Source organism: Rickettsiales bacterium, from assembly GCA_025210695.1.
GTDB lineage: Bacteria > Pseudomonadota > Alphaproteobacteria > Rickettsiales > CANDYO01 > CANDYO01.
This window is the reverse complement of the sequence record JAOARE010000032.1, coordinates 1-4,292: the sequence shown is the minus strand read 5'-3', so window position 1 is coordinate 4,292 and position 4,292 is coordinate 1. Positions and strand designations below refer to the sequence as shown.

Here is a 4,292-nt window from a genome sequence, read left to right as displayed (position 1 = left end):
TTTACTAAATCTTTTTGTTCTGCGATTTAGGCGCACCAACATATCACGCATCGATGAATTAAAACTTTCTACAAGGCACGTCTCTGACTTACTGGAGATACGCTTGTTTGCTAATTTATAATAACCATACGAAGGATTCTTATCGGTGCTTAAATATTCTATTGAACCGCATTCTCCTTCAATTTCAAGCGCCAACTCTATAAAGTTACTATTGTTGCCATTGCCTATTTTAAACGCAATAGTTTTAAATCTGTCCCTATCCACAGCAGTCCAAATTCTTGTGTATGGGCGCGTCCATTCCCCTGTTTTTTTGTTTTTTCGAGGCTTTTTTTAATAAAAGTAAAAAGCTCATCCATTTCAAGTATTTCAATGTCCTGAGCTTCTTCTTTGCGCTCTCTTACCATCTCGTCCACAATGCGACCAGCTTTCTTTATCCACATAAAACATGTCGCCAAAGGAATATTGAGTATTTCAGCAATTCTACGAAATCCGCAGTTATTGAGGTACATTCTTACAACCAGATTTCTCGTTTTGTTATCATATTTATTGCGAGCGTCACCATGGATGAAGTTGTAAAGGCAATCTTGACATTTGTAGCGCTGCTGAGCTCTAACAAATCCATTTTTGACGTGATGTTTAGAATCACATTTGGGGCATGATATAATCATAGTAGCAAAACCTCTCAAGCTAAAATTACTAGCTTAACTCTATTTTACGTCCTTGTCTATCTATAATAAACACTCCCAAATATTAGATGTAGATAATTCAGCAACTCTTATGATTCCAGAGGAAGACCTAGTCCCAACTGATAAAAATGGAACAGCTGAAACTATAGAAATAGTAAGAGCTCAAGAATTGGAGTTGCCTAAGCAAATAAATGTAACTTATATTGATCGGCCATTTAATTACGATCCAGTTACTCAGAGTAGCCAAAGACAAACCGTAAAAGCCGTTGAGCAAATAATGTTAAATCTTCCAATAGTGATGAGTGCGACAATGGCAAAAAAGATAGCGGACATAACTTTATACGGAGCTTGGAAAGAACGAATTAGCTTTGGTTTTATGTTGCCACCTAAATATGCTCACTTAGAGCCAACGGATATTATTCAGGTTCAAGCAAATAATTCTATTTACCAAATGAGAATAGTTAAAACAGATATAGAACGCAATGGGTTGATGAAAGTAACAGCTGTAGCGGAAGATGTAAGTTCATACGACTTTAATTCTAAAGCAGGATACACAAAATCTATTTTAGAAGCAGAGGATGTAATAGCCAATACTTGGATGGAGCTATTAGACTTACCTCCTCTTCCAACAGATCAAAGTAATTCTCAAGGTTGTTTAAGGATAGCGGTAGTTGGTGATACTGATAACTGGAATGGAACCGTCATTTATTCTTCTAACGATGGAGGAGAAAAAACTAATAATAATTTTACTCCTGTTACTGGAATTGACGTTTCCTCTGTAATAGGAGTAACAATCACTGATTTAAAACCAGGTAAGTTTGCCACTTGGGATAAAAAATTCAGTTGAGGTAGTTTTAATATATGGTCAATTATCAAGTTGTAGTGAACTGGCTGTGCTCAATGGAGCCAATGCAGTAATGATTGGAGATGAATTAATTCAGTTTCAATATGCAGACCTTATTGGCGAGCAAACTTATCGCTTATCAAAGCTTTTAAGAGGCAGACAAGGAACTGAAAAGTTTATACATAATCATCAGGAGGGTGAGAGATTTGTTTTACTATCTCCAAGCATACATACTTTGCCGATGTCTACTAATATGATTGGTAGGAAATGTCATTATAAAGCAGTAACAGCTGGAAATTCTATTGAAAATACGGAGGAGCAAGAATTCACTTATCAAGCCAATAGTTTAAGACCCTTTGCACCAGTCCATGTTATTGGCAAACGAGACAAAAATAATAACTTACGCCTAAGTTGGATTAGAAGAGCAAGATACGATAATGATTGGCGAGACAATGTTGACGTACCACTTGATGAATCACAAGAAAAATATCAAGTAGAAGTTTTAGATTATAGTAACAAAGTTATTAGAATTATAGAAACTTTTAATCTCTTAGTTACTTATTCAGCCAAACAACAAGTAGCTGATTTTAAAGAAATTCAAAAGGCAATCACGGTTAGAATCTACCAACTCTCTAGTTTGGTTGGTAGAGGCTATCCAGCAATCACTACAATTTAGTTCAATCTAAAACGATGAAGAAACTATGTCTAATAATGTCTGTACTCATACAGGTAGGCTAAAGCTACCATATATTTTACAAGCTCAAGCACAAAAGGAAGTTACCCATAATCAAGCTCTAAATATTTTAGATGTATTAGTTAATACGGTAGCTGTTTCAATTTCTAATACTCCACCTGATAATCCAAATGAAGGTGATATTTATATTGCTGGTACAAATCCAGAGGGAATATTCGATGGTAACGCTAATAATCTAGCTCAATATACTGAAGGCAGTTGGAGTTTTTATCAGCCTTTAAACTATATGGAGGTAATGGTTATTGATGAAAGTCAAAAGTTTACTTTCATTGATAACAAATGGGTTGCGCTGATTTCAGTTAATACAGCAGATAATGATTCAGATAAGACAAATTCAAAGAATAATGAAACTACTAGTCAGTTAGAAATCAAACAATGGCAAGAAGATTTAGAAATAAAAGGTAAAGTTGTAACTTCTAAAAACGTTATACCACATCACTCTTTGGTTATTGCAGTAAATATTTGGGTAATTGAAGAGGTAACTGGAGTACCAAGCTTTGCAGTAGGAGTAAAAGATGATCCTTCAAGATATGGTGATAAGTTAAGGCCTAATAAAGATACCACTAACATTGGTATGACCTATCATCCAATTACTTATTATTATGATACACCAATTACAATTATGCCAAACCAAATGGAGTTTACTGGTGGGGTAGTCAGAGTAAGTGTTCAGTATTTAAAACCACAAGGATCATGGGGGTGGTAGAAGATGATTAAAATATGGAAAATAAAACTAGAAAAATGAAAAAACCATTCGTGAAGCAGTTCGTGAAGGTATAGATGATGCTCTAACCAAGTATGGCATTGATACTGATAACCCAAATTCTATGCAATCAGATATGGTGTATTTACGCAAATCAAGAGTGGGTTCAGAGGAGCTAACAAAATGGGCTAAAAGGTCGGCTATTACTGTGGCTATTTCAAGTCTGCTTGCAACTCTTTGGAATGCTATCAAAAATGCAATAAATGGTGATTTAAAATGATGACTTTACTCGCTAGTCTCTTAGGATTTATCTCTAGCACATTTCCAGATTTACTGAAGCTTTGGAAGGATGGCGCTGATCGTAAACATGAGCTTGCCATTTTACAGCTTCAGCTAGAACAACAAAGACAAGGTCACGTACATCGTCTAGAGGAAATTCAAGTTGCTGCAGATTCTGTAGAAGCAAGAGCTTTATATAGAACCTATAATGTAGGAATTAAGTGGGTAGATGCCCTTAACGGCACCGTTCGCCCAATCTTAGCATATTCCTTTTTCTTACTCTACACAGCTGTGAAATTTGCTCAAATATATATTCTTCTAGCTCATATACCAGTTGTAGAAGCTACCACCCTTATATGGCATGAAGAAGATCAAACTATTTTTGCTGGAATTATCAGCTTTTATTTTGGGGCAAGAGCCTTTTCCAAGTTGCGCTAGGGAGACAGTACTACAAAAACTTGAGCATTTTTCTTGCTTGCAGCTTGATTTTATTTCAATACAGAGCGTCAATGGCAGCTGTAAACTTAGTATTTAGATAAGATAGGTAAGCAAATGGATAATGTATATATTACTACGGTTGATAATTATAACTTAGATTTAGAGCAAGAACAGTATTTGACTAAGCTATTTACTACTACTGTAGAACAACTAGTACCAACACAAGCTAGAGAAATATGGCTACATTTAAATGATTTTGAAGAAAGCAGAACATATAACCTAAATGGATTATTATTTATGATAATTCGAAAAACTGTTTATAACCAACAACAATGGCATGGTATTGTTCAAGGCGATAAAAGGCGCCTAAAACTTATCGCAGTTTTAGAAAACAATCAATAATACGTAAATAACTCCAAATTTTATGCGTCATATTACTGCGAGAGGACTTGAGCTTATAAAGAGCTTTGAAGGCTTCTCGCAAGTAATATATCTAGACTCAGCAGGATTGCCGACGATAGGCTATGGGCATCTTATCAAACCAAATGAAAAAGAATTATTTAAACAAGGAATCACTAAGTCTAAGGC

Annotated in this window: 8 protein-coding genes; 6 read left to right on the top strand and 2 right to left on the bottom strand. The window is 35.2% G+C overall.

The features are described from left to right. Together N4A31_05270 and N4A31_05265 are read right to left on the bottom strand one after the other, a co-directional pair. Nucleotides 1-195 (bottom strand): hypothetical protein (locus N4A31_05270; protein ID MCT4635632.1); only part of this gene is annotated, 195 nt, incomplete at its 3' end. A gap of 29 nt (nucleotides 196-224) precedes the next feature. After that, nucleotides 225-668 (bottom strand): hypothetical protein, encoded by a 444-nt coding sequence (locus tag N4A31_05265; protein ID MCT4635631.1) that lies wholly within the window; start codon nucleotides 666-668, stop codon nucleotides 225-227. A gap of 52 nt (nucleotides 669-720) precedes the next feature. Between N4A31_05265 and N4A31_05260 the strand changes: the two genes are divergently transcribed. The 6 genes from N4A31_05260 (at nucleotide 721) to N4A31_05235 (ending at nucleotide 4,106) form a co-directional block, all read left to right on the top strand. Next, nucleotides 721-1,533, top strand: a complete 813-nt coding sequence (locus N4A31_05260; protein MCT4635630.1) for a phage tail protein — start codon at nucleotides 721-723, stop codon at nucleotides 1,531-1,533. Beyond that, a complete protein-coding gene (locus tag N4A31_05255; GenBank protein MCT4635629.1) occupies nucleotides 1,505-2,206 on the top strand; it encodes a hypothetical protein in 702 nt (233 codons plus the stop codon). The genes N4A31_05260 and N4A31_05255 overlap by 29 nt, the downstream gene beginning before the upstream one ends. A 25-nt stretch (nucleotides 2,207-2,231) precedes the next feature. After that, nucleotides 2,232-2,990 carry a DUF2793 domain-containing protein gene (locus tag N4A31_05250; GenBank protein ID MCT4635628.1) on the top strand — a complete coding sequence of 253 codons (759 nt, stop codon included), beginning with the start codon at nucleotides 2,232-2,234 and terminating at the stop codon, nucleotides 2,988-2,990. A 133-nt stretch (nucleotides 2,991-3,123) separates the two neighbouring features. After that, nucleotides 3,124-3,267 (top strand): hypothetical protein, encoded by a 144-nt coding sequence (locus N4A31_05245; GenBank protein MCT4635627.1) that lies wholly within the window; start codon nucleotides 3,124-3,126, stop codon nucleotides 3,265-3,267. Next, nucleotides 3,264-3,704, top strand: a complete 441-nt coding sequence (locus N4A31_05240) for a hypothetical protein (protein ID MCT4635626.1) — start codon at nucleotides 3,264-3,266, stop codon at nucleotides 3,702-3,704. The genes N4A31_05245 and N4A31_05240 overlap by 4 nt, the downstream gene beginning before the upstream one ends. 114 nt (nucleotides 3,705-3,818) lie before the next feature. Continuing rightward, nucleotides 3,819-4,106: a hypothetical protein gene (locus N4A31_05235; protein ID MCT4635625.1), complete on the top strand. Its 288-nt coding sequence runs from the start codon at nucleotides 3,819-3,821 to the stop codon at nucleotides 4,104-4,106. The last annotated feature ends 186 nt before the right edge of the window (nucleotides 4,107-4,292 follow it).